General features: G+C 38.9%; 19 protein-coding genes. 18 read left to right on the top strand and 1 reads right to left on the bottom strand.

Annotation, left to right across the window (positions count from 1 at the left end; all coding sequences use genetic code 11):
• The first annotated feature begins 328 nt into the window (after window positions 1–328).
• From cysN to GJQ68_RS22650, 18 genes are all read left to right on the top strand, one after another.
• Window positions 329–1,588 carry a sulfate adenylyltransferase subunit CysN gene (gene cysN, locus GJQ68_RS22735; protein ID WP_162344338.1) on the top strand — a complete coding sequence of 420 codons (1,260 nt, stop codon included), beginning with the start codon at window positions 329–331 and terminating at the stop codon, window positions 1,586–1,588.
• Window positions 1,589–2,039: 451 nt separating this feature from the next.
• Window positions 2,040–2,411, top strand: a complete 372-nt coding sequence (locus tag GJQ68_RS22730; RefSeq protein WP_162419562.1) for a GxxExxY protein — start codon at window positions 2,040–2,042, stop codon at window positions 2,409–2,411.
• A gap of 531 nt (window positions 2,412–2,942) precedes the next feature.
• On the top strand, window positions 2,943–3,698 hold the full coding sequence (cysQ, locus tag GJQ68_RS22725; protein ID WP_162419561.1) for a 3'(2'),5'-bisphosphate nucleotidase CysQ: 756 nt from the start codon (window positions 2,943–2,945) through the stop codon (window positions 3,696–3,698).
• 969 nt (window positions 3,699–4,667) lie between these two features.
• Complete coding sequence (locus GJQ68_RS22720) at window positions 4,668–5,441, top strand: polysaccharide biosynthesis/export family protein (RefSeq protein WP_394351340.1); 774 nt, start codon at window positions 4,668–4,670, stop codon at window positions 5,439–5,441.
• Between the two features lie 784 nt (window positions 5,442–6,225).
• Complete coding sequence (locus GJQ68_RS22715; RefSeq protein ID WP_162419560.1) at window positions 6,226–7,536, top strand: nucleotide sugar dehydrogenase; 1,311 nt, start codon at window positions 6,226–6,228, stop codon at window positions 7,534–7,536.
• Window positions 7,537–8,417: 881 nt separating this feature from the next.
• Window positions 8,418–10,838: a GumC family protein gene (locus GJQ68_RS22710; protein ID WP_162419559.1), complete on the top strand. Its 2,421-nt coding sequence runs from the start codon at window positions 8,418–8,420 to the stop codon at window positions 10,836–10,838.
• A gap of 450 nt (window positions 10,839–11,288) precedes the next feature.
• Complete coding sequence (locus GJQ68_RS22705) at window positions 11,289–12,734, top strand: lipopolysaccharide biosynthesis protein (protein ID WP_162419558.1); 1,446 nt, start codon at window positions 11,289–11,291, stop codon at window positions 12,732–12,734.
• Window positions 12,735–12,743: 9 nt separating this feature from the next.
• Complete coding sequence (locus GJQ68_RS22700) at window positions 12,744–13,793, top strand: nitroreductase family protein (protein WP_162419557.1); 1,050 nt, start codon at window positions 12,744–12,746, stop codon at window positions 13,791–13,793.
• A gap of 1 nt (window position 13,794) precedes the next feature.
• Window positions 13,795–14,925, top strand: a complete 1,131-nt coding sequence (locus GJQ68_RS22695) for a polysaccharide pyruvyl transferase family protein (protein ID WP_162419556.1) — start codon at window positions 13,795–13,797, stop codon at window positions 14,923–14,925.
• Between the two features lie 5 nt (window positions 14,926–14,930).
• Entirely contained in the window at window positions 14,931–16,055 is a 1,125-nt protein-coding gene (locus GJQ68_RS22690; RefSeq protein ID WP_162419555.1) for a glycosyltransferase family 4 protein, read from the top strand.
• Between the two features lie 4 nt (window positions 16,056–16,059).
• Window positions 16,060–16,656 (top strand): acyltransferase, encoded by a 597-nt coding sequence (locus GJQ68_RS22685; RefSeq protein WP_162419554.1) that lies wholly within the window; start codon window positions 16,060–16,062, stop codon window positions 16,654–16,656.
• The gene (locus tag GJQ68_RS22680) at window positions 16,646–17,359 is read left to right on the top strand and encodes a glycosyltransferase family 2 protein (RefSeq protein WP_162419553.1); all 714 of its coding nucleotides are present in this window, start codon (window positions 16,646–16,648) and stop codon (window positions 17,357–17,359) included. Before GJQ68_RS22685 ends, GJQ68_RS22680 begins: the two co-directional genes overlap by 11 nt.
• An 89-nt stretch (window positions 17,360–17,448) precedes the next feature.
• Entirely contained in the window at window positions 17,449–18,765 is a 1,317-nt protein-coding gene (locus tag GJQ68_RS22675) for an O-antigen polymerase (protein WP_162419552.1), read from the top strand.
• A gap of 121 nt (window positions 18,766–18,886) precedes the next feature.
• Window positions 18,887–19,960 (top strand): glycosyltransferase, encoded by a 1,074-nt coding sequence (locus tag GJQ68_RS22670; protein WP_162419551.1) that lies wholly within the window; start codon window positions 18,887–18,889, stop codon window positions 19,958–19,960.
• An 87-nt stretch (window positions 19,961–20,047) separates the two neighbouring features.
• A complete protein-coding gene (locus GJQ68_RS22665) occupies window positions 20,048–20,947 on the top strand; it encodes a sulfotransferase (RefSeq protein WP_162419550.1) in 900 nt (299 codons plus the stop codon).
• 32 nt (window positions 20,948–20,979) lie between these two features.
• Entirely contained in the window at window positions 20,980–22,041 is a 1,062-nt protein-coding gene (locus GJQ68_RS22660; protein WP_162419549.1) for a glycosyltransferase, read from the top strand.
• Window positions 22,042–22,328: 287 nt separating this feature from the next.
• Complete coding sequence (locus GJQ68_RS22655; RefSeq protein ID WP_162419548.1) at window positions 22,329–22,886, top strand: WcaF family extracellular polysaccharide biosynthesis acetyltransferase; 558 nt, start codon at window positions 22,329–22,331, stop codon at window positions 22,884–22,886.
• 2 nt (window positions 22,887–22,888) lie between these two features.
• Window positions 22,889–23,641 (top strand): glycosyltransferase family 2 protein, encoded by a 753-nt coding sequence (locus tag GJQ68_RS22650; protein WP_162419547.1) that lies wholly within the window; start codon window positions 22,889–22,891, stop codon window positions 23,639–23,641.
• Window positions 23,642–23,930: 289 nt separating this feature from the next.
• Here GJQ68_RS22650 and GJQ68_RS23470 read toward each other — a convergent pair.
• Window positions 23,931–24,225, bottom strand: a 295-nt coding sequence (locus GJQ68_RS23470) for a hypothetical protein (protein ID WP_235941857.1), incomplete at its 5' end; no start/stop codon positions are given.

Here is a 24,225-nt window from a genome sequence, read left to right as displayed (position 1 = left end):
ATGACGGGTTCTCGTCACTGCGAGGGTGCAGCCGGAGTCGAATCGAATGGTCGTAGTCGCTCGGGCACCCGCGGCAGTCTGTCGGAGAACGAGTCCATCATTCGTTTTTGGATGGTGTTCTACGAATGACTTGCGGTTTCGCTTCGGATCAGATTGCTTCGCTGGCGCTCGCAATGACGGTTAGGGATGAATGGACTTAGAGACGAAGAGACTAAGAGAAAATAAAACCTCTGTGCCCTTCCTGCCTACCGGCAGGCAGGTGTGGTTCTTTGAGATCTCTGTGACCAAAAAAATACGACACTGAAATATTAGAAATAAAATAACGAGCATGAGCATACAAGAAACCAATCAACTCTTACGATTTACAACCGCCGGATCGGTGGATGATGGGAAAAGTACCCTGATCGGACGGCTTTTATTTGATTCCAAATCTATTTTTGAAGATCAGATTGCCGCAGTCAAAACTTCCAGCGAGAAAAAAGGCTTTGACTACGTCGACCTTTCGCTGTTGACCGATGGCCTGAAATCGGAAAGGGAGCAAGGCATCACCATCGATGTGGCCTACCGCTATTTTGCCACGCCCAAACGGAAGTTCATCATTGCCGACACCCCGGGCCATATTCAGTATACCCGAAACATGGTCACTGGTGCTTCCACAGCCAACCTGGCCATTATCCTGATCGATGCCAGAAAGGGCCTGTTGGAGCAAACCTACCGCCATTCGTTTATCGCTTCCCTACTCAAAATCCCTCATGTAATCGTCTGTGTCAACAAGATGGACCTGGTGGACTATGATGAAGCGGTTTTCGAACAAATTATCAAGGATTACAAGGCATTTGCCAGTAAAATGGAAATCAAGGACGTGCATTTCGTGCCCATCTCTGCTCTGAAAGGAGACAATGTCGTGGACCGGTCCAAAAACATGGACTGGTACGAAGGTCCCACCTTACTCTATTTGCTGGAAAACGTTCACATTGCCTCCGATTTAAACCATATTGACTGCCGTTTTCCGGTGCAGATGGTCATCCGTCCCCATACCCATGAGCACCAGGATTTCAGGGGCTATGCCGGCCGGATCGAAGGGGGTATTTTTAAGCCCGGTGACGATGTGAAGGTGTTGCCTTCCGGTTTTACCTCCAAAATCAAAAGCATCGAACTGAATGGAAAAAACATTTCCGAAGCCTTTTCGCCCATGTCGGTGACCATGACCCTGGAAGACGAATTGGATATCAGCCGGGGCGATATGTTGGTAAGGCCAAATAATGTACCTACCGTCGCGCAGGATCTGGATGTCATGGTGTGCTGGATGAGTCAGCAAAAACTGCTTGGCAGGAGTAAATTGCTGCTCCGCCATACCACCAAAGAATGCCAGGTGATGGTCAAGGAGATCCTGTATCGGGTAAACGTGAACACACTGCACCGGGAAGAAGGGGTGGATCAAATCGGCATGAACGACATTGCCCGTATCAGCATCCGGGCTGCGCAGCCCTTGTTTTTCGATGCCTATCGCCGCAACCGCCAAACCGGCTCCATCATCCTCATCGACCCCAATACCAACGAAACCGTCGCCGCGGGGATGGTTATTTAAATCGAAGTGAGTCACAGAATACAAAGGAATTATAAATAGTTAAAAAGAGGGAACCATATAAGCTATATAAGAACATATAAGGGATTTCTTTTGATTCTTTCCGTTTGAATTCATCTATCCATAGTATTCATTATTTGTTCCACCACAAATGGGTATAGCTGTTTACGGAATTCTCCTGGTTTTGGCCTAAACCTTCTATTCTCTTATATGCCTTATATGGTTCAACAAAAAGAATTAAAAAACCTAAGTGTTCTTTGTGGTTCTTTGAGTCCTCTATGACAAAAAATAGAGAGTCGTAATCCGAGGTTTTAGACACAAAGGACACTAAGGCTGCACAAAGGACACGGAGGAACATTGGAAACAAACCTCTGAGTTCTTTGTGGTTTTATGAGTTCTTCGCTAAAAAAATAGTTACCTTTAAATAAAACTTACATTTTATATTTATAACCCGTTGGAGTTAGAAGATATTTCTTTTAAAGTTATAGGTGCTGCGATTGAAGTACATCAACACCTTGGAGCTGGCCTATTCGAATCAGCGTATCAGGAGTGTCTTGATCATGAATTAAAAAGTAGAGGCCTTTTCGTCGAAAAGGAATTAGTTTTACCCATAAAATACAAGAATATTGAAATTGACCGTGGATATCGAGTCGATTTAATGGTGGAAGGAAAGCTAATTGTAGAAAACAAAACGGTGGAAAGTTTTAACTCGGTACATGTAGCGCAGCTGCTTACTTACCTAAAGTTTACAGGTTGCTCCCTGGGGTTATTGATCAATTGGCGAAGTACAACCCTCTCAAAGGGAATCAAACGGGTTATTTTGTGACAAAAAATAGAGAGTCGTAATCCGAGGTTTTAGACACAAAGGACGCGAAGGATGCACAAAGGACACGAAGGATTAGTAGAAACAAACCTCTGTGTTCTTTGTGGTTCTTTGAGCCCTCTGTGACAAAAAATAGAGAGTCGTATTCCGAGGTTTTAGACACAAAGGACACGGAGGATGCACAAAGGACACAAAGTCATGGTAAAAACAAACCTTTGTGCCCTTCCTGCCTACCGGCAGGCAGGTGTGGTTCTTTGAGTCCTCTGTGACAAAAAATAACGCATTGTACTCCGAGGTTTTAGACACAAAGTACACAGAGGATGCACGAAGGATTAGTAGAAACAAACCTCTGTGTTCTTTGTGGTTCTTTGAGCCCTCTGTGACAAAAAATAACGCATTGTACTCCGAGGTTTTTAGACGCAAAGCTCACGAAGAATTAAAAAAACAAACCTCTGTGTCCTTCCTGCCTACCGGCAGGCTGGTGGCGTTCTTTGAGCTCTTTGTGACAAAAATTTTTCAAACGAGATATAAAAAATGAACATTCAAAAACTTACCGAATTAGCGAAAAACGCCTCGAAATCCGCCGGGCAGGAAATCCTCAAGGTATACCATTCCGCAGACGTTGGGGTGGAGATGAAAGCCGATGACTCGCCGCTGACCCTGGCCGATAAGGCCGCTCATGAGGTGATTATGGAGTATCTGACGGAAACAGCCTATCCCGTTTTGTCCGAAGAGGGTAAGGACGTTCCCTTTGACCTGCGCAAAGACTGGGAGTACTTCTGGATGGTCGATCCCCTGGACGGCACCAAGGAATTCATCAAAAAGAACGGGGAATTCACCGTCAACATTGCCCTGATCCACCGGAATACGCCGGTCATGGGCGTGGTGTATGCCCCCGTACTGGATGTCATGTATTGGGGAAATGCCGAAGAAGGAGCCTGGAAGCAGGAAGGACAGGGAGAAGCAATCGCCCTACGGCAGCCGGAAGATAAAACCATTCGGGCCATCGTGGCCAGTCGCTCCCACCTGAGCCCGGAAACGCAGGAAGTAATTGACCGCTATCCGGACGCGGAAGTCATCAGCATGGGATCCTCCCTGAAGTTTATGTTGCTGGCGGAAGGCAAGGCGCAGCTCTACCCCCGCTTTGCACCTACCATGGAATGGGATACGGCGGCAGCACACGGGGTGTTGCTCGCCCTGGGCTATACCGTCAAAAAAACCGACGAAGACAGCCCGCTGGTCTATAACAAGGAAAACCTGTTGAATCCCTGGTTTATCTGCGAAGGATAACCTTTCTGTGAAAAGAGAACTTCGGGACTTAGGGAGGGGGAGACTGAGGGACTTAGAGACGAAGAGACTGAGAGAAAATTAAGCCTCTGAGCACCGGCAGGCAGGCGTGGTTCTTTGAGCCCTCTGTGACAAAAAATAACGCATCGTATTCCGAGGTTTTTAGACACAAAGGACACGAAGGATGCACAAAGCACACAAAGTCATAGTAAAAATAATCCTCAGTGTTCTTTGTGGTTCTTTGAGACCTCTGTGACAAAAAATAGAGAATCGTAATCCGAGGCTTTAGACGCAAAGCACACGAAGGATGCACAAAGGACACAAAGGTTTTGGGAATAGAGTTAGAGGGACTGAGGGTTAATGGTTTCATGATTCGATGGTGGGATGATTTGATTTCTCAGGTACAATTGTTTAACCCTTAACCACCACGATTAGACAAAAAACAAGGTCTAAAAACAAAAAGGCCAGACCCCAAAGCCCAGCCCGCATCGAACCATATTAACCCTTAACCAACACGGCTGAATCCAATACCACCTTTCCTGCCTATTTGCCCATAACTACAACCCAGCCCGGACCCAGCCAGGTTAACCACCACCGCTGAACTCAAGATAAGAGAACCTGCCACAAAGCCGATCCCTACACCTTGGCCCGTACCGAGCCAATTAACCCTTAACCACCACGTTTCAAACCAACACCAGAGACACTGCCAAAAAGCCCGTCCCCACCTCTTAGGCGACTAATAGCCATCCCATATCCGTGGTGAAAAAAATACTATTTTTCCTTTAAACCGTTGTAAACACCTTACCAACCAAAGATTTAAAATATATATTTTCACCGAAGAGCTGAAAAAAGGTGCCTTCTGTTTTCTTGCTGCCCTGCTTTTAAATATATTTGAGCCCAATTGCGAAGTTTCCTTATTCCCTATAAATGAAAATCTTTAAATTTCTACTTTTTGCCACCTCGGTGGTATCAATGACAGCCTCTTGTATTTCCAACGAACGCATCATCTACCTGCAGGAAACCGATGAGGAAATACCGCTCTATACCGAAAGCGAACTGGTGCCCAACATGACCGAAGACTATTACCTGCAGTACAACGACGTGGTGGATATCAATGTCAAAACCACCTCCGAAGAACTAAATGAAATTTTCGGCATCGCTTCCGGTGATCAGTCTGCACGCATGAATATGGCCCAAGGGGCCCAAAACGGGGGCGATATCTTTTTTATCAACGGTTACACCCTGGACGAAAACGGCAATGTGGAAATCCCCCTGCTCGGGGAGATCGAATTGCTGGGCCTGACCACCAAACAAGCGCAATCCCTGATCGAAGAAAAACTCAAGGCCTATGTAAACGAGGAAGATTTCTTCGTCCGTGTCCGCCTCGGTGGCGTGCGCTTTTCTGCGCTGGGAGAATTTAACCGGAATGGCAATTTCACCATCCTGCAAAATCGCATCAGCATCTTTCAGGCCATCGCCCATGCCGGCGACATGACCACCACTGCCAAGCGTAACGAGGTGGTCCTGATCCGCCAATACCCCGAAGGAACCAAATCCTTCCGCGTCAACCTGAACGACCAACGAATCGTCGAATCTGAATTTTACTTTATCCGACCCAATGACATGCTATACGCCGAACCCATGAAGGTACGGGAACTCGGTACCGGTGTCAACTTCGTACAGACCTTTCAGTTGGCAGTAACCACCTTGTCTGCCGTGCTGCTGGTACTGAACGCCATCAATTAGAAAGCAAAAAAGACCCGTGAATTAATTGAGAAAAGGGTTGCCGTTTCCAAAAGCAATTCATTTTTTTGTCTTCGATTTCCAAGCCTTCCGGTGGGTTCCAAAGAGATTTATGGGACTCAGGAGGCGAAGCTGTGCCCAGAGGGGTGCTGAGCGGACAGGGGAGTAGCGAAGGGGTGTTTTGCTGAAATTGGGATTTGCTGCTGAATTTAGGTAATGTAATCGGCTTGTGGTATGGACAGGTTTTTTCAGACTACCAAGTCGAACGTAAATGAATCCCCCTTAATAAGGGGGATTTGGTGCAATTTGGCTTTGCTGTTTGATTTTAGGAAATGTGATCGGGCTGACTAAACGAACCGTTAAAAACGTATACGTCAATCCAAACGAAACCAATTCCCCCTTACCAAGGGGGTTAGGGGGATTTTATTACGTAACTATCAAAAAATCAGTTTATTCTAAATTAAAAGTGCACGAAAAAATCCCCCTTGCCCCCTTTAAAAAGGGGGATTTGCTGAAATTGGGTTTTGCTGCTGAATTTAGGTAAGGTAATCGGCTTGGGGTATGGACAGGTTTTTTCAGACTACCAAGTCGAACGTAAATGAATCCCCCTTAATAAGGGGGCAAGGGGGATTTCCTTAAGACCCGATAACCTTTGAGGTCTTCGAGACCTCGAAGGTTTGCTTCAAACCCTGAAATACTGTTAACCTTACACACACTGATAAACCCAAAACACTTATATTTGCACTTTATTTTACGTTTTTTTCATTCAAATAAAACTATTTAATCGATGACTGCTCCATTAATACCTTTTTCTGATGTAAAAATTGCCGTAATCGGCCTGGGCTATGTGGGATTGCCCCTGGCCGTGGAATTTGCCAAAAAATTTCCCGTCATCGGATTCGATATCTCGGAAAAAAGAGTCAACGAACTCAATGCCGGTAAAGACTTTACCCTGGAAGTAGCCGACGAAGACCTCAAAAAGGTACTTTCCAACAAGCCCCAACCGGGGCAAAAAGGACTGTTCAATACCTGCGATGCGGCCCAACTGGCCGATTGCCAGGTTTTTGTGGTCACCGTGCCCACCCCCACCGACCGGCACAACCGGCCCGTACTCACGCCTATGCTCAAGGCTTCCGAAACCATCGGCAAGTACCTCAAAAAAAGCGACGTGGTCATTTATGAATCCACCGTTTATCCCGGGGTAACGGAAGAAGAATGTGTGCCCGTGCTGGAAAAAGTCAGCGGCCTCCGCTATAACGAAGACTTTTACGCCGGCTATTCCCCCGAACGCATCAACCCGGGAGACAAGGAGCATACCGTAGCCAAAATATTGAAAGTGACCTCCGGTTCCACGCCTGAGGTGGCCGAATACGTGGACCGCCTGTACCGGGAAGTGATCACCGCCGGCACCCATAAGGCCAGCAGCATCAAGGTAGCGGAAGCCGCCAAGGTGATCGAAAACTCCCAGCGGGACATCAACATCGCCTTTGTCAACGAACTCTCCAAAATATTCAACCTGCTGCAGATCGATACCCAGGAGGTATTGGCCGCTGCGGGTACCAAGTGGAACTTCCTTCCCTTCAAACCCGGCCTGGTAGGTGGCCATTGCATCAGTGTGGATCCCTTTTACCTGGCTCAGAAAGCCCAGGAGGTAGGCTACCATCCGGAGATCATCCTGGCCGGTCGCCGGCTAAACGACTCCATGGGCAAGCACGTGGCCACGGAGGTGATCAAGCACATGATGCGCAAAGACCTGAAAGTAATCGATTCCAAGGTACTGATTTTGGGCTTTACCTTTAAGGAAGATTGTCCCGACGTGCGCAACACCCGCGTAATCGACATTTACCAGGAGCTGCGCACCTTCGACATGGACGTAGACGTGTACGATCCCTGGGCCAATAAGGAAGAAGTATCCCACGAGTACGGGCTGGAAATCATCGACGGAGAGGAGTGCCCGGATATCGCCGATTACTCCGCCATCATCCTGGCCGTCGCCCACCAAAAATTCAAATCCCTCCCCATCCAAAAAAGCAAAGACCTCGTCGTCTTCGACGTCAAAGCAGTACTGGATAAGGATAAAGTGGATGCGCGGTTGTAGTGCTTAAAAAAATTCAGTGGCATATCGTACACAATTCCCCCTTACCAAGGGGGTTAGGGGGATTTACTTACGTAACCATCATAAATTCCGTTTATTATAAATTGAAAATGCCCGAAAAAAATCCCCCTTACCCCCTTTAAAAAAGGGGGATTTGCTGCAACTGGGCTTTGCTGCTGAATTTATGTAAAGTAATTGGGCAGGGAACTGCAAGGCTTTTGATTTCCGATCAATCAAACGCACACGACTCCCCCTTACCAAGGGGGTTAGGGGGATTTACTTACGTAACCATCATAACTTTCGTATTATTTTGAACTTGAAAATGCACGGAAAAATCCCCTCCCGACTTTGGTCGGGACAGGCTTTGCCCCCTTTAAAGGGGGATTTGCTGAAATTGGGCTATGCTGCTAAATTGCAGTAATGTAATCCGGCTGGTGAACTTTAAAGTCTTTCGATTTCCGATCAATCAAACGCACACGACTCCCCCTTACCAAGGGGGTTAGGGGGATTTACTTACGTAATCATAACTTCCGTATATTCTAAACTTGAAAATGCACGAAAAAATCCCCCTTACCCCCTTAAAAAGGGGGAATTGCTGAAAATTGAGATTTGCTGCTAAATTGCAGTAATGTAATCGGGCTGGTGAACTTTAAAGTCTTTCGATTTCCGATCAATTAAACGTACACGACTCCCCCTTACCAAGGGGGTTAGGGGGATTTACTTACGTAACCATCATAACTTTCGTATTATTTTGAACTTGAAAATGCACGGAAAAATCCCCTCCCGACTTTGGTCGGGACAGGCTTTGCCCCTTAAAAGGGGGATTTGGATACGAACAGCTAAAAAAATCAGCTTCACTTCATCGCAATAGCTAAAAACACCTCATGAATCAACCCGACCCGCAACGGCCGCCGGTGGCAGTGCCGGAAGAAGACCTGATCGATGTCAAGGACCTGCTCTTGCAAGTCTGGCGCATCCGGTTCTATATACTGCTTTCCCTGGTCATCACCCTGTCCCTGGCCTACCTGATCATCCGCTTTTCCGTGCCGGTGTACCAGGTATCTTCCAAGTTTTTTGTCAAGGAAAAAGAAAGCTCCCTTTCCGGGATTTTTGATCAGGCCGGACTGGGCATGATGGGCTCTGACGAGATGGTGCTGGGCAACCAGATGATCATCCTCAAATCCCGCCCCATCGCCGAAGCCGCCCTGGATCGCCTGGATTTTGACGTGGAGTATTTTCAGGAAGAGGTCTTTGTGCAAAAGGAACTGTACCAGAAAACCCCCATTGCCGTGGAAGTGGACTGGACGCATCCCCAGCTCGCCAACGGCCTGATCCGCATCCGCTGGTCCGACCGCCAAACCTTTACCTTGAGCTATGAGGATGCTAACTTTAACCAGATCTTTCCGGATAGCGATTCCCGGGAATCCCTGGAAGATCCCGCTTCTCCTTCCCGGACCTTTCGCTTTGGGGACTGGGTGGAGCTGCCCATGAACCGCTTCCGCGTAGGCCTGACGGGAGCCGATAGCGAGGGCGAACTGCTGATACGTCTGCGCGACCGCTATGCCCTGGTCAACCACTACACCGGCGAGAACCTGCAGATCTCCCCCATGGACAAGCAATCCACCATTTTGGAACTCATTCTGAAGACAGCCACGCCCCCCAAGGGCCGGGATTACCTGAACACCTTGCAGGCGGTGTACCTGGAAAACGAGCTGCAGGAAAAAAACACCATGGCCACCAATACCATCGACTTTATCGATGCCCAGCTCGTGGTGCTTTCCGATTCCCTGATGTATATCGAAGACCGCCTGGAAAGTTTTCGCTCCAATAACGCAACTTACGATATCAGCTCGGAAGGATCGGCCATCTTCGAGCAACTCAAAGAACTGGAGACACAACTGGCCCAGGAGAAGTTTAAAAGGCAGTATTACCAGCAACTGCAGCGCTACCTGCAGCGGGAGGATTACAACCAGATCGTGGTGCCTTCCGGCCTGGGCATCGAAGATCCCATTCTAAACACCCTGATCGAAAACCTGCTGGAGCTGCAGGCCGAAAAATCCATGCATGCCTCCCGGCTGACGGAGATTTCGCCGCCTGTACGGGAGGTCAACCGGAAGATCAGTGATATGAATCAGTCCATCCTGGAGCTGCTCCAAAATGTGGACCAGAATGCCCAACTGCTGATCACTGACCTGGAAGAGCGCATCGCACGGATCGAACGTACCTTTGGCGGCCTGCCCCAGACCGAGCAGAACCTGATCCGCATCGAGCGGGAGTTTTCCCTAAACGAGGAGCTCTATACCTTTCTGCTGGAAAAACGGGCCGAATCCGCCATTACCCGGGCTTCCAATACGCCCAGCAACAAGATCATCGAAACGGCCCTGGTCAATCCCCGTCCGATCAGCCCCAAAAAGGCCCTGACCTTTCTGATTGCCCTGATCCTGGGAGGGGCAATTCCCGTAGGCTTCAGCATGCTGCGTAACTATTTCAATACCAAAATTAAGGATGGCAAGGAGCTGGAGAAAAAATCCAACCTTACCCTGCTGAGCAGCATCAATCAGAGTGAAGAAAAGGGCAACCTGGTGGTGCTTAACCATCCCCGCTCCGGGGTCACGGAGGCCTTTCGCTCCCTGCGGGCCAACCTGAATTTTATCCTGCCCCGGGATCAGCCTTCGGTAATCATGATCACCTCCAGCATTTCGGGAGAGGGCAAGACCTTTAGCAGCATCAACCTGGCCTCGGTATATGCGTTGAGCGGGAAAAAGACGCTATTGATTGGTTGTGACCTGCGCAAGCCCCGGATCTTCGACGATTTCGGATTGAAAAACAAAAACGGTCTTTCCACCTACCTCAGCGGGCAGGAAACGGAGCTGAATGCCGTGATTCAGCCTACTGACTACGAACACCTGGATGTGATCGCTTCAGGCCCCATTCCGCCCAATCCGGCCGAGCTGTTGATTACCGATCGCTTCCGGGAGCTGCTGCTAGAGATGCGGGAGCGCTACGATACCATTATCCTGGACACCCCTCCGGTAGGATTGGTCTCCGAATCCCTGGACCTGCTGCAACTGGCCGATGTTTGCCTCTTTGTCGTCCGTTACAATTACAGCCAAAAGCAGTTTATCGAACATATCAATACCCTAAAGAAGCAGCAAATCCTTAACAAAGCCTACCTGATCTTTAACGGGGTAGAGAAAAAAGCCCACCGCTACGGCTATGGTTACGGCTATGGCTATGGCTATGGCTATTATGCCGAAGATCAGGAAGAGAAGAAGTCGTGGAAAAAATGGTTCGGGAAGAAATAGGAGTGAGGTCTTTTCTGAAGTGTAGCAACACACCGCTAGTCAATACACGTATTCAAATACAAGGTGCGGAAAGGGTTAATCGCTTAATTGTTTAATTGTTGGTACCTCGTTTTTGAAAACTGATTTGACAATACAAGATAATGTTCGAATTAAAAAGCAGGGTACGAAAACAAACAATCGAACAGGTTCCTATCAATTAACCAGTTGACCAGTTAAACATTTAGCCCAAAAAAAACCAGTTAACCAATTAAACAGTTAATCCCCGAAAGACCAATTAATCATGTAATCAATTAAACAATTAAACCCGTTTAGTGTCATATAACTAATTAAACAATATAATGCAACAATCAGTGTCCAAGTAGCTTATAATTAAAGATGGTCTTTCTAACTCTACACCCGATATTGTCGTTTCCCATATTTTTTTCATAAGGCCCAGTTAAACTGTTCTAAATGACGCTAAAAACAAAAGTTACATCCAACCCAATCTTAATAGGGATTAAATGGACCAGTATTCAATTTGCACTTGATACTGTTTTTCGATTTTCAATTCGTTTAATTTTAGCAAAATTGCTTTTTCCAGAGCAATTCGGATTAATTGGAATGGCCGCAGTATTTATTTCGGTAGCGAGTGCTGCTTCTGATTTAGGTATGGGAGCAGCCTTAATTCAAAAAAAGGAAGACAAAGAGGCAGAAAAAATGTATAATACTGCTTTTTGGAGTGGTTTGGCATGGGGACTATGTGTATTTATATTAGTGAGTTTTGTAATTGGACCTATTGCAGCGTATTTTTATGAAGAACCATTGCTACTTCAGCTAATACCAGTACTTAGCTTGGGTATACTAATTAAACCTTTTAGCTTAATTCATACAGTAATATTAACAAGAGCGATGGATTTTAAAACCATTGCCAAAATTTTCAATACTACTTTTTTAATTGCGGGAGTAATAGCCATCACCGCTGCATTTTTTGATTATGGAGTATGGGCATTGGTGATAAACTCTGTTTTGGGAGCAGTTTTTGCTGTTCCTATCTTTTTTTATGTTACGAAATGGAGACCACGTAGGCATTGGAATATCCAATATTTTAAAGACATTTTTGGTTTTGGAGCTTATTCTACTGGAACCCTAGTTTTTAGTAATATTACCTATAATATTGACAATTTGATTATAGGGAAAATGTTGGGCGCATCTTTACTAGGTTCATATACACTTGCCTTTTCTTTTACAGAGAATTTTCGACAAATGATAAGTGGGATATTGAATAAAGTCATGTATCCCGTATTTGGTAAAAATCAGGATGATAAAATTAAACTTGAAAGCTACTTCTTGAAAATTATTCACTTCAATTCCCTTATTATTTATCCTTTAATGACTTTTTTACTTCTATTTGCTGATGAGATTATAATAGGATTTTTTGGTATCAAATGGCAGGCCACGGTCGTTCCACTTCAAATTTTGTCTGTAGCAATTATGGTGCACTCCGTGGTCAATTCTTTTACTTCTTTAATTCGTGGATTGGGAAAACCCAAGCTGGAAATGAAGATTATAGTTAGTTTAACATTATTGGTCCTTATTCCAGGGTTATCCATAGGGATTTATTATTTTGGTATTGAAGGCGCAGCTTACGCGATCCTTTTAAATAAAGTTGCTTTGGCTACAATAGGTTTGATTGTTTTGAAAAGGGAAATTAATTTAAACCCAAAAGAAGTTTTTTATGCTATTAAAAGTGCATTGATAGGAATTTCATTGGCTATATGTTTAGTTTTTATATTAAACTCAATAGAGCCATTTCAAAAATTTATTTTCCTTGGTCCTGCTTTTATTTTTTTTTATTCAATTTTTATTTATCGTTTAGAAAAAAAAGAAATACAAGGATTAATTAAGAACTTTCATTGATTTAAAATTATGAAAAAATACTTTGTAAAAGTATACATGCGAATATTAAATTTTAAGAATAATATTCTTCCACGATATTTTATTTCCTCACCATTTTTATCAAGTTTTTATTATCTTTTTTTCTCTGCTAAATTTAGAAGAGAACAACATGCTGTGCTTCAAGGTAAAGTATTTCACCTAAAAGAATTAAAGTTTAATAAGTCAAACGTCTATACCCTGATAAGGAACACGCATCGAATTGAAAAGGGATTATTGATGAGGCCGAGAAGACCAGTATTTGCATTGGATTTTATTTCTGAAACAGTTGACGCATTTATTAATATTTGGGAACCAAAAAGAATGGAAAATGATCTTCAATACAAGTGGTTTTATGATGTACTTAGTGAATATTTTGATACGTCAGGAGAAAACAAGCTTGTGGAGAGGGAAAGGGTACGTTTTCTTAGAAAAGTTGATAATACCATAATTGGGCAAATAGAAAAGAAATCAATACCCTATTCTCGCATCGATGTTGATATTCCAAAAATTTCATATGATGAATTTTACAAACTAACCCGGTACAGGCGGTCAGTAAGGTGGTTTCTAAATGAAAAAGTACCTCGTGAATTAGTTGACAAAGCAATTTTAGCAGCTAATCAATCTCCAACAGCTTGCAATAGACAACCCTTTGAGTACAGAGTTATTGATGATCCGACTTTGCTTAAGAAAGTAGCAAATCTTCCTAGGGGCGTCAAAGGATATGTTGATGGTATACCAATGATGGTTGTGGTAGTTGGAAACTTAGATGCCTATTTTGATGAAAGAGACAGACACTTAATTTATATAGATGCTTCCCTTGCCAATATGACTTTTATGTTAGCCCTGGAAACACTTAATTTAGGAAGTTGTCCAATAAATTGGCCTGATATTGAAGAGTTAGAGGTTAAGATGGATAGAGTTTTGGAATTGGAAAAGCACCAAAGAGCGATAATGTGTATGGCGGTAGGCTTCCCTGATCCCAGTGGGAAAGTTGCTTTTTCTGAAAAAAAGAATTTGAATACTATAAGAAAATTTAATTGAGATGAATATACAAATTGATGGAACCAATACCTTAAATAAAGGAGCAGAATTAATGTTGGCAGCGATATGCGACCAAATAATTAAAACCCATCCGAAATCCACTGTGTTTTTTAACTCTAATTATTATAAAGATTCAAAATTTGACTTTAAAGACCTTAATATAAGAATGAGGCCTGGTCTTAAGTATTCTAGAATTCCAATTGCAATATTGGCTAGAATGGGCCTGCCATACACCTATTTCACCTCTAAGTTCCCCGTTAAAGGTATGGATATCGTTTTAGACGGTGCTGGTTTTCAATTTTCCGACCAATGGAAATACTCTGAAGGACGTCTTATGGAGCTTGAGAACTATTATAGAAAACTAAAAATGTATGGAACTAAAATTATTATGTTGCCCCAAGCGTGTGGTCCTTTTGAAACCAGCTCAGGTAAACGCATGATAGAAATTTTGAATAGCTTTGCCGATGTTATAATAGCTAGGGAGCGGATATCTTTTGAGTTTTTAATTAATTCTGGTGCTGATAAGGAAAGAGTTTGGTTATATCCTGATTTTACGAGTTTGGTAAATTGCACACTTCCTAATGAGTATGAATCTGTTAAAGGAAAGGTTTGTATTATACCGAATAGAAAAATGGTAACCCATACCGGTAGTAATTCAGAAAAATATTTAGATTTTTTAGAAAATTTAATTTTGGAAATAGATAAAAGAGGTAAAGAAGTTTTTCTTTTGAATCATGAAGGTGAGGGAGATCTTAAAATATGTAACTTGATTAATTCAAGATTTGATGGAAAATATGAAATAGTTTCTGGATTAAATGCAAAAAATGTTAAAGGAGTAATTGGTGCTTCGTTTCTTGTTGTATCTTCCAGGTTTCATGGAGTTGCGAGTGCACTTAATCAAGGTGTTCCCTGTTTGTCGACTAGTTGGAACCATAAATATGAAATGTTATTCGAAGACTATAACCAGTCAAATAAGGTTATAGACTTGAATGATGATTTGGATAAATTAGAAGGAAAATTGGATCAAATTTTCAACCAAAATGAAAATATTAGGGTAGAGTTGAAAAATGTTAAGGGGAAATTAGTCGAAAAAACTGAAGAAATGTGGGGAAAAATTTGGGAAACGATCTAAAATAAATGGAAGAACCTATAAAAATAGTTTACGTACATCATGCTGGTGTTTTTGGGGGTGCTCCCAAAAGCCTAAGCTACATTATTAAGTATCTTGATAAAAATGAATATTCGCCTAGTCTCATTAATATTGAAGAGGGTCCTATAAATGAATTTTTTGAAGATATTCCGGTGCAATTGGTTAAAGTTAATGGAATTCGGCCTTTCCACGGGACTACAGTAGTGGAAAAAAGTTTTAAATTATTACTTCGTAACTGGATATTTTTATTACCAAGTATATATAGAGCTTATCGAATTTTAAAAAAAAGCAAACCTGATTTAATTCATTTAAATTCAACTTGCTTATTTGCATTCGGCATCGCTGGATATTTATTGAAAATAAAAGTAATTTGTCATGTAAGAGAGCCTTTAAGGGATGATTTTTGGGGTTTTCCATTAAGATTTTTTTGTAAAAATTTCATTAAAAATTACATTGCCATTAGTGAATTCGATTTGAAATCACTTCAATTACCATATTCAACTATTTATAAAAGTGTAGTTATTTATAATTTTGTTGAGGAAATACAGTGTGTCGAAAGAGATGTTTTATTTTCTAAACTTGGAATTGCCAACACAGATATTATCTTCTTGTATTTAGCACGTTTTGCTAAAAGTAATGGCTGGGAAGAGTTAATAAAAATGGCAAAGAAAGTAATAAGGGATAATCCAACCTTTCATTTTGTTTTGGTTGGAGCGCAAAACGAAGATGATTTGAAATATAATGACATTGAAAATGTACATCTTTTCCCATTTGCACAAGATGTTGAAACATTTTTGTGTGGAGCGGATGTTTTCGTTTGCCCTTTTGTAATGCCCCATTTTGCAAGAGGTGTGATAGAAGCCTCTGCCTGTGGCCTACCAATCATTGGATCCAATATTGGTGGAGTTAACGAACTTGTCGTGCATGATTCTACAGGTTTTTTGTATTCTAATGAATCTGAATTCTTGAAATATGTAAATACTTTAGGAAAAAACCAATCACTTAGAAATGATATGGGTGAAAATGGGATGAAATTCGCAAAAAAAAACTTTGATATAGGGAAGAATTTACATAAAACATACTCATTTTATTCTAAAGTCATTAAAAACTGAACTTATGTTTTTGAGATTTAAAATACTATTCTACGTTTTTAGAAATATTATTTATTTTAAATTTCATAAGAGAATTTCCTTTGGGAATCGTCTTAGAGTCAGAGGTAGTATAATAACTGATATAGGGAATAATGCTGAATTTATAATAGGAGATAATTTTGAACTAACCAGTGGATTAATGATTAATCCTTTAGGTAGAAATATTAAAAGTTATATTAGAATAAATAGTAATAGTAGAATTTTGATTGGAGATAATGTTGGAATGAGTTGTGTTACTTTGTGGGCCAAAAAATCTATTAGCATTGGTAATAACGTAAAGATTGGTGCTGATGTTTTGATCATGGATTCTGATATGCATTCTTTGGATTTTCATCTTAGAAGAGATTCAAAGCTGGATGCCTCAAATGCTAAATCAGCACCTGTTTTTATTGGAGATGATGTATTTGTTGGGACAAGGAGCATTATTATGAAAGGTGTGAAAATCGGTGCTCGTAGTATTGTTGCTGCAGGTAGCGTTGTGACAAAATCTATTCCAGTTGACCAAATATGGGGTGGCAATCCTGCTGTGTTTTTAAAGTGTATAGACAAAAATGAATTCTAAAGTTTCTATCATTACCATTTGTTTCAATTGCGTAAATGATATCTCTTTAACTATCGAATCTGTTATAACTCAGAATTATTCTAATATAGAATATATTATTATCGATGGAGGCTCTACTGATGGAACAAAGGAAATAATTAATAATTATTCAGATGAAGTTGATGTTTTTGTTTCTGAACCCGATGAGGGTATATTTGATGCAATGAATAAAGGATTGACTTATGCTACGGGCGATTGGGTTAATTTCATGAATGCAGGTGATCAGTTTTACAATACCTCGGTACTTCAATCAATTTTTTTTGATCAAAATTATTCCAAAATTGGAGTTTTATATGGGAGCACATTTTCTAATCATTTTATTGAAAATCCAAATAAATTGAGTTTTTTATATTATGGAGGAATTATGGCGTGTCATCAATCGATTTTTTATAATATTTCAGTCTGCGGAAAGGAATTATATTATAAAACCAAACATAAATATTATGGAGATATTGAATTAACAAGAAGATTGTACCTTTTGAAAATTAAATTTAAAGAATTACCAATAGTTATTTCCTCTTTCCAGGGAGGAGGGTTTTCTTCTCATATTTCGACTGGTGCTAGAAAAGCTAAATTTGATTATTTATTTCAAAATTTGGGGATCAAGGGTGTTATTTATGGTTTATTTGGTAAAATTCTTTTTTTAATTCAAAAATATAGATAGATTCTTATTTACCTAACTAAATTATTGAATTAAATTATCTTTAAATTTTGCTTTATATTTCTCAAATATTGACTCGTTTATAAATATTTATGAATTCAATTTATAGATTGACATTTTTTTTATTAGTTTTATCCGTATTGGTACAATTAAATTTGGATATTATTAATCCTGTAGATTTTACTTTTGTCATATTATTAATTTTAAATTCTATTTTTCTATTTAGTTATTCTCGTCATCCAATTTCAATATACAGAAATGTCCAATTATTTTTCTCATTTTTTCTTATTCTTGCTCCCTTTATACAGTTTAAAGGATCGATAGTTTTCTGGGGTAGTAAGTCTTTTTCTCAACATGATTATTTAATATGTAATATAATTTTAATTTTAGTAATTCTTTTATACTCTATATCTTATTACTTTTTAAAAAATAGATTTTATTTTTTAAAATTTAGAAAGAACAATGTAAATTTCAACAAATATTTGTTTAAATATTCAAGGAATAAGCTAATTTTACTTTATTTAATTTCCTTATCTTGTTTCTATATTACTCTTTCTAACAATAATTTTAGTTTACTTAGTTTGCTATTTAGAGGCGGGGAATTTTCTGATATGTCTTCTGATATATCAGGACCTTTATGGTTATTCTCTCAATTTTTTATCAGACCATTGCCAATTATAATATTTTTGTCCTACTATTTAGTCAATAATAAATTTAATATTCATTTTGTTATATTTGGAATGATTGGTATTGTAACTGCTTTTCCCTTAGGAATGGCTAGATTTAGTGTTGCCGCTCTTTATATTCCTTTATTTATTGTGTTTTTCCCATTCTTAAAGAGAAAATTTAATTTTACGATTGTTTTTATATTTGGATTTCTTTTTCTTTTTCCTTTTTTGGATAGATTCAGAAGATTTACTTCTGAAACAAACGTTAAATTTGGTTTAGATTTTGATATGTTCGAAGAAGGGCATTTTGACACATATCAAAGTTTACTCTCTGTTTTAAAATACGATATAGTTACTTATGGGAACCAACTTTTAGGAGTATTTTTATTTTGGATACCAAGAAGCTTATGGCCAGCTAAGCCTATTGGTTCAGGTGCTTACAGTGCGGGCTTAACAAATTTAGAATTTCATAATATTTCTATGAATTATTTTGGGGAGGGGTATATCAATTTTGGTTATTTAGGTATTTTTTTATTCACGTTCTTTCTGGCCTATTTTTCTGCGTACTTGGATGTTAAATTTATTAAACTTAGTTTAAATAATTATTTATTTCCACTGTGGTATTATATTGTAGTTGGTTTTATTTTTTTTATACTTAGAGGGGATCTTTTAAGTTCTTTTGCTTATTTTATTGGTTTTTCTGTTGGTTTTTTATTAATCTATAAGATATTAAATTATTAAAGAAAATAGTTATCTAAAAATGAGATTTAATTATTTATTTATATTATTATAATTTTGTTTGAATTATCAATTTTAATTATTATATAATTAGATTTATAAGTTAATTTATATTTTAGTTATAATGAAAATATTATTTCTCGTAGAACAAGTTGGTCCTTATCATCATGCCCGTTTTCTTAATCTGGCTATTAAATGTGACTTAGAAGTTATTGAAATTAATTCAAAATCACACGAATACGATTGGGATACACAATTTAATAGTTATAATTATAGGCGTAAGCAAGTAAATTCTTTTAAAGAGATAATTCAATGTATATCTTCTTTCAGACCAAATGCCGTAGTTCTTACTGGTTGGTATAACTCAAAATACTTATTAACAGCTGTATTTTGCCAAATTAGCAAAATTATCGTTGTTGGGATTTCTGATAGTACTTATATTGATTCAGTTCGATATGTGTTTAAAGAATTTATTAAAATCTTTTTGCTTAAAAATTTTGATATATTTCTTGTGGCAGGTAGTAGGAGTAAGAATTATCTGAAAAGATTAGGGTTTAGTAAATTAATTATTCAACCTTGGGATGTTGTAGATAATCACTATTTTAGTTCCTGGCCCTCAGATAAAGATCTCAATTATTTTAAGTCTATTAATAGACTTCCACTCAACTATTGGTTAATTGTTTGTAGATTTTTGCCCAAAAAAAATCATACTGGTTTGATTGAGGCGTATAGCCAAGCTTTAAAAATTGATCACGGATTACCCGATTTAATATTTATTGGCTCTGGGGAACTTGAACCTGAAATTCGAGATCTTGTTTCGTTACACTTGTTAGGTAATAAAATTCACTTTAGAGGGTTTATTCAGATTGATGAGCTACCAGGTTATTATCATTGCTCAAATGGATTAATTTTGCCTAGTACTTCCGACCAATGGGGCTTGGTGGTTAATGAAGCTCTTGCTTGCGATAAACCTGTTATGGTTTCTAAATATTGTGGATGTACGGATGATTTAGTGTTTAGTTTTAATGGATTGGTTTTTGATCCTAATGATAGCCAAGATTTTATTGGTTCTTTAATTAAATTTAAATCTATTCGGTATAAATTATTTCATTCTAGAGAACTACTTTCTCACTTTTCTATTGATTCCTTCTCTAATTCGTTGATTAATGCATTAAATCATTTATTGCTGAAAGAATAAATCTAATTAATTTTTTGTTTAGTTATACATTAAATTATTTTTTACTCTATGCAATAAAATTAAATCTACTTGACATTTCTAAAAAAAATGAATAAACATAAGCATATTTTAGTTACGGGTTCTCATCGTTCAGGTTCTACTTGGTTAGGAAAAGTGATTTCTAGAGCTGAAGGTATTCATTATATTCATGAACCTTTCAATATTGATATTAAACGTATCAATTCCCCCTTAAGGTTTTGGTATGAAGATGTAGGTAGCAAAACCATTTCTGAACAAACAGAAATTGAAAATTATATTAATTCCTTTTTATCTTTATGGCACAAACAGAACGGTTTAAGGTTTTTTAGCTTTTTTCAATCTATTAAATACGCTAATCGTTTTTTTTGGGATTTTAAAGGTATTTTTAAGCCAAGATTACTTATTAAGGATCCATTGGCAGTATTTTCAGCAGGTTGGTTTTACCAATATTTTAAATGGCAAACAATTGTCATTATTAGACATCCTGCTGCGTTTGTAGCTAGCTTAAAGGTAGCTAAGTGGGATTTTGATTTTAATAATTTCCTAAAACAAGATCGTTTAATTAAAGGTAAATTAAGTAAATATTCTAACCTAATTGAGGAATATGCTTTAGGTAATCCTGACATAATAGATCAAGGCATTTTACTGTGGAATATTATACATGATGAAATACGAAACTATCAAAATGAATTTGCTGCTATATGGTACTTTGTTAAACACGAAGACCTTTCTCATGATCCTTCCCTTGAATTTCAAAAGATATTTGGATATTTAGATTTAAATTTTTCTAAGAATGTTCAATTATTTATTGAAAAGACCTCAAAATCCAGTTCAGCATCTAATTTAAAAAGAGATTCACAGAAAAATATTAAATCTTGGAAAAAGCGATTAAATACAGATGAAATTTCAAGGATAAAAGTCGGTACCCAAAAGTTGTGGGTAAATTTCTACAATGAATCGGATTGGTAAAGTTTTTTTTTATAATATATTTGTACTTGTATATGAATAGTAAATATTTGGAAAAATTTCACGTTGTTCATCTAATAGATACTCTTTCTAAAATTAATTTTGGTATTTGGAATACTATTCCAAAAAATTTCTCTTGTCTAGGTAAAATTAAACAGTATATTTTGGCTACTGAAAACCCTAATAACTTAACTAATGTAGGTGAAATTGAAGTAATAGTTGATAATACCTTTGGTCCTAAATGTATTTTCATTTCTCATGGCTGTTGGAAAGAGCCTACTATAACTGGTTTCAAAAGGAAGAAAAAGGGCTTTTATTGGTTAGCTATTCCTCACGGCATGTTGGAACCTTGGAGTATGCGACAAAATAAATGGAAAAAACTTATTTATTTTAATTTATTTGAAAAAAAACGGTTAAATAATGCAGATGCATTAATAGCTGTAAGCTCTAGTGAAAAGCGTAATTTGCAAAGTATTTTCCCTAATAAAGAAGTTATTCATATTCCCAACTCTGTTTTATCTATAAAAAAAATAAAAAAAAATGAAGAAACTATCACTTTTTTATTCATGGCAAGACTTCATCATAAAAAAGGTGTCATCCCTCTTGTCAAGGCTTGGAAAAATTCAACTCTTTTTAATAATTGTAAATACCAATTGATTATTGCTGGCCCTGATGATGGTGAACAAAATGAATTGGAAAAATTACTATCCATTTCTTATGGTGATTTAAATATTAAATTATTAGGAGCAGTTTATGGAGATTCTAAACATGAATTACTATATAATTCTCATTTCTATATCTTACCTTCGTTTAGTGAGGGTTTCCCTAGTTCCTTGCTTGAAGGTGCTACTTATGGATGTGTTCCGATATATACCGAAGGATGTAACTTTAGTGAGGGATCAGCAGCAGATATCGGAATACTTATTAAAAATGATGAAACATCCATCCTTAATTGCTTAAATTCATTATCTAATTGGTCAATTGAAAAAATTTGTTTTAAAGGAAATGAAGCCAAAATATTTGTAGATAAAAATTATTCTTCTGATATTATTGGGAAAAAAATTCTCGATTTATTGTCTTCTATCCTTATAGCTTAATTTATTTTATCTTTTTTAAATAATTAATTATTTATTTCAGTTTGTATTTTTTGATTAAATTAGGCGCTTGGTAAATAACTTATTATAAACTGATCATCAATCTAATAGAAACTTCCGATTATTGGTAAAATTCAGCAAATTGACAATTTGAGCTTATTTTTAGAATTAACATCCCTTTTAGGACTACTTGACCAAGATTTAATTATTGGTTAGGTGCCTAATTCTATTTTTTTAAATGTTTAAAATGACATTGTTTTTACCTTATATAATTTTTGTTTGACATATTTATGATACTTAAAACAAAAGTTTCACACTACGATAATTCTTGGTACTCCCCTAATAGAGGGCGGATAATTCAAATTTTATGGTATTTTGTTAATGTTGTCTTGTTTATAAATCCTTTAAACCCAATTAGCAGCTTGAAGGTTTGTCTATTAAGGTTTTTTGGTGCCAAAATTGGAATAGGAGTACGGATCAACCCTTCTGTTAATATCAAATATCCTTGGAAATTAGAAGTTGGTGATTATTCTTGGATAGGTGAAAAGGTCTGGATTGATAACCTGACTATGGTTACTATCGGTAGCAACTGCTGCGTTTCACAAGGTGCAATGCTATTAACTGGAAATCATAACTATAAGAAATCCACTTTCGATCTAATAGTTAAAAATATACATATAGAGGAAGGATCCTGGGTTGGAGCAAAAGCAACAGTTTGTCCCGGGGTAACCTGTAAATCTCATAGTATTTTGGCTGTGGGAAGTGTAGCTACGTCTGATTTAGAGCCTTATACTATTTATCAAGGTAATCCTGCCAAAGCAATTAGAAAGCGAGTTATCACTTCATAAAAATGAAAGTAAGTCTAATTACGGTCACCTTTAATTCGGCAAAGACCCTTAAAGATACGATTTCTTCCGTAGCCAAACAGATACATTCTGATATCGAATATATAATCATAGATGGGGATTCCAAAGATGGAACGGCAGCTGTTTTGAAAGAAAATACATATACCATTACCAAATGGGTTTCTGAACCTGATAAAGGTCTTTATGATGCTTTGAACAAAGGTATTCGGATGGCCAAAGGTGATGTAGTCGGGATATTAAATTCAGATGATGTTTTCTACGATAATCAGGTTCTAAGCAAAGTTGCTACTGCTTTTCAAGATGATCCCGGTTTGGATGCCGTAATAGGAGACATCGTTTTTGTAAAAGAAGACGACCTGAATCAGGTGGCACGCAGGTATTCCGCAAAAAACTGGAAGCCTTCCAAATTTGCCTGGGGCTATATGCCCCCGCATCCTTCCTTTTTTGTGCGCAGGGAATGGTTCGAAAAGTTGGGATACTACAAGACGGACTATAAGATTGCCGCCGATTACGAGCTCCTAATCCGATTCTTGCTAAAAGGGGAGCTGCGCTGGAAATACCTGCCCCTCACCACCACCAAAATGCGCATGGGCGGACTCAGCACCCGGGGTATCCAGAGCCTGATTACCCTAAATAAGGAAATCTACCGCGCCTGCAAGGAAAACGATGTCTATACGAACTACGCCATGATCTATTCCAAGTATTTGTTTAAGCCTTTTGAGTTTATTTTTAAGTAGGTTAAGAATATCTAGTATTTCTTTGGAATTTATTGGTGTTGGTTAAGGGTTAAGGTTGCTCGGAATCGGCTGAGGTATTCATCTTGGCTTTCTGGCAGTTAGCCCTTATTTTTGGACTCAACCTTGGTTGTTAAGGGTTAAGACGCTGGAATTCGACTGAATAATTGAAATGGGCATTTAGGCAGTATGGCTGGTTTCGGGCTCAACCGTGGTGGTTAAGGGTTAAGGAGGCTCGGAACTGGCAGAGGTATTCATCGTGGCTATTTGGCAGTCAGCCCTTAATTTGGATTCAACCCTGGATGTTAAGGGTTAAGTGGCCGGTTGTCGGCTGATGTATGGATCCGTACTTTTTTGCAGGAACCGGTTTTCGAAGCACCCAATAGTTTTGATAGCATGTCAATAGAAAAACAAAGCGGGAAGGCTGGCACAAAACCGAGCCGCGTGGGAGGTATGCGGGGGGAAGGATTTTTGTGCCTTGATCTTTTGGTACTTTTGGATCTAAGCCAAAAGTACGAAAGGATTTGGCGTTTACTACCCCCATCAGCCTTTGTCCTGCCATTAACTCCAGACTTGGATGGAACCAA

Source organism: Cyclobacterium roseum (assembly GCF_010119225.1).
Lineage (GTDB): Bacteria > Bacteroidota > Bacteroidia > Cytophagales > Cyclobacteriaceae > Cyclobacterium > Cyclobacterium roseum.
Note: the sequence above shows the minus strand (reverse complement) of the source record. Positions and strands in the feature narration are given on the sequence as shown.

Bases quoted from the DNA above. Each gene is read 5' to 3' on its own strand.
- cysN (WP_162344338.1), top strand. From the start codon at position 329: ATGAGCATACAAGAAACCAATCAACTCTTACGATTTACAACCGCCGGA.
- cysQ (WP_162419561.1), top strand. From the start codon at position 2,943: ATGAACATTCAAAAACTTACCGAATTAGCGAAAAACGCCTCGAAATCC.
- GJQ68_RS22720 (WP_394351340.1), top strand. From the start codon at position 4,668: ATGACAGCCTCTTGTATTTCCAACGAACGCATCATCTACCTGCAGGAA.
- GJQ68_RS22715 (WP_162419560.1), top strand. From the start codon at position 6,226: ATGACTGCTCCATTAATACCTTTTTCTGATGTAAAAATTGCCGTAATC.
- GJQ68_RS22710 (WP_162419559.1), top strand. From the start codon at position 8,418: ATGAATCAACCCGACCCGCAACGGCCGCCGGTGGCAGTGCCGGAAGAA.
- GJQ68_RS22705 (WP_162419558.1), top strand. From the start codon at position 11,289: ATGACGCTAAAAACAAAAGTTACATCCAACCCAATCTTAATAGGGATT.
- GJQ68_RS22700 (WP_162419557.1), top strand. From the start codon at position 12,744: ATGAAAAAATACTTTGTAAAAGTATACATGCGAATATTAAATTTTAAG.
- GJQ68_RS22695 (WP_162419556.1), top strand. From the start codon at position 13,795: ATGAATATACAAATTGATGGAACCAATACCTTAAATAAAGGAGCAGAA.
- GJQ68_RS22690 (WP_162419555.1), top strand. From the start codon at position 14,931: ATGGAAGAACCTATAAAAATAGTTTACGTACATCATGCTGGTGTTTTT.
- GJQ68_RS22685 (WP_162419554.1), top strand. From the start codon at position 16,060: ATGTTTTTGAGATTTAAAATACTATTCTACGTTTTTAGAAATATTATT.
- GJQ68_RS22680 (WP_162419553.1), top strand. From the start codon at position 16,646: ATGAATTCTAAAGTTTCTATCATTACCATTTGTTTCAATTGCGTAAAT.
- GJQ68_RS22675 (WP_162419552.1), top strand. From the start codon at position 17,449: ATGAATTCAATTTATAGATTGACATTTTTTTTATTAGTTTTATCCGTA.
- GJQ68_RS22670 (WP_162419551.1), top strand. From the start codon at position 18,887: ATGAAAATATTATTTCTCGTAGAACAAGTTGGTCCTTATCATCATGCC.
- GJQ68_RS22665 (WP_162419550.1), top strand. From the start codon at position 20,048: ATGAATAAACATAAGCATATTTTAGTTACGGGTTCTCATCGTTCAGGT.
- GJQ68_RS22660 (WP_162419549.1), top strand. From the start codon at position 20,980: ATGAATAGTAAATATTTGGAAAAATTTCACGTTGTTCATCTAATAGAT.
- GJQ68_RS22655 (WP_162419548.1), top strand. From the start codon at position 22,329: ATGATACTTAAAACAAAAGTTTCACACTACGATAATTCTTGGTACTCC.
- GJQ68_RS22650 (WP_162419547.1), top strand. From the start codon at position 22,889: ATGAAAGTAAGTCTAATTACGGTCACCTTTAATTCGGCAAAGACCCTT.